The 437-nt window shown below is 37.8% G+C and carries 1 pseudogene; it reads left to right on the forward strand.

Annotated features, from left to right (window positions below):
* Nucleotides 1–155 (forward strand): annotated as a pseudogene (locus tag LJE11_RS20955) (IS66 family transposase); the annotation flags it as partial.
* Between the last annotated feature and the right edge of the window lie 282 nt (nt 156–437).

Consider the following 437-nt stretch of genomic DNA (forward strand, 5'->3'; position numbering starts at 1 on the left):
TTCTAAGGAATTATAAGCGGAAACAGGCGCAGGCCGTGACATTCAGAAGTTTCGAGAGCATCGATTACCTCTGCCAATGCATGAGCATGCTTGTTTTGATGCGCTTAGAAGAACCAGAAAATATATTTGACAGAGTGTCCAGGATATTTGGATAAAGAAAACCGATGGCTTTAACTGTTTTTCAGTTTACACCATCGGTTTTCTTAAGTCCAGTTAGCCCTTGAACAGTAACACAATCTTTTTTCCATATCAAATAAGCTCCATGTTCTGATTGCGAATATCAGTTGAAGCATGTTACTATAAGAAAAAACATAGCTATATCATATGATTTTTGACGAGGTAAATCAGATGGCTGGTGACACAGAAACATGATAAGAAAGGTAAAAAACATGGCATCAGAAAGAACAGAAGAACTATACAGGGTTTTGCTCAGCAAG

The organism is Blautia sp. DFI.1.216, from assembly GCF_020594215.1.
Taxonomy (GTDB): domain Bacteria; phylum Bacillota; class Clostridia; order Lachnospirales; family Lachnospiraceae; genus Blautia_A; species Blautia_A wexlerae.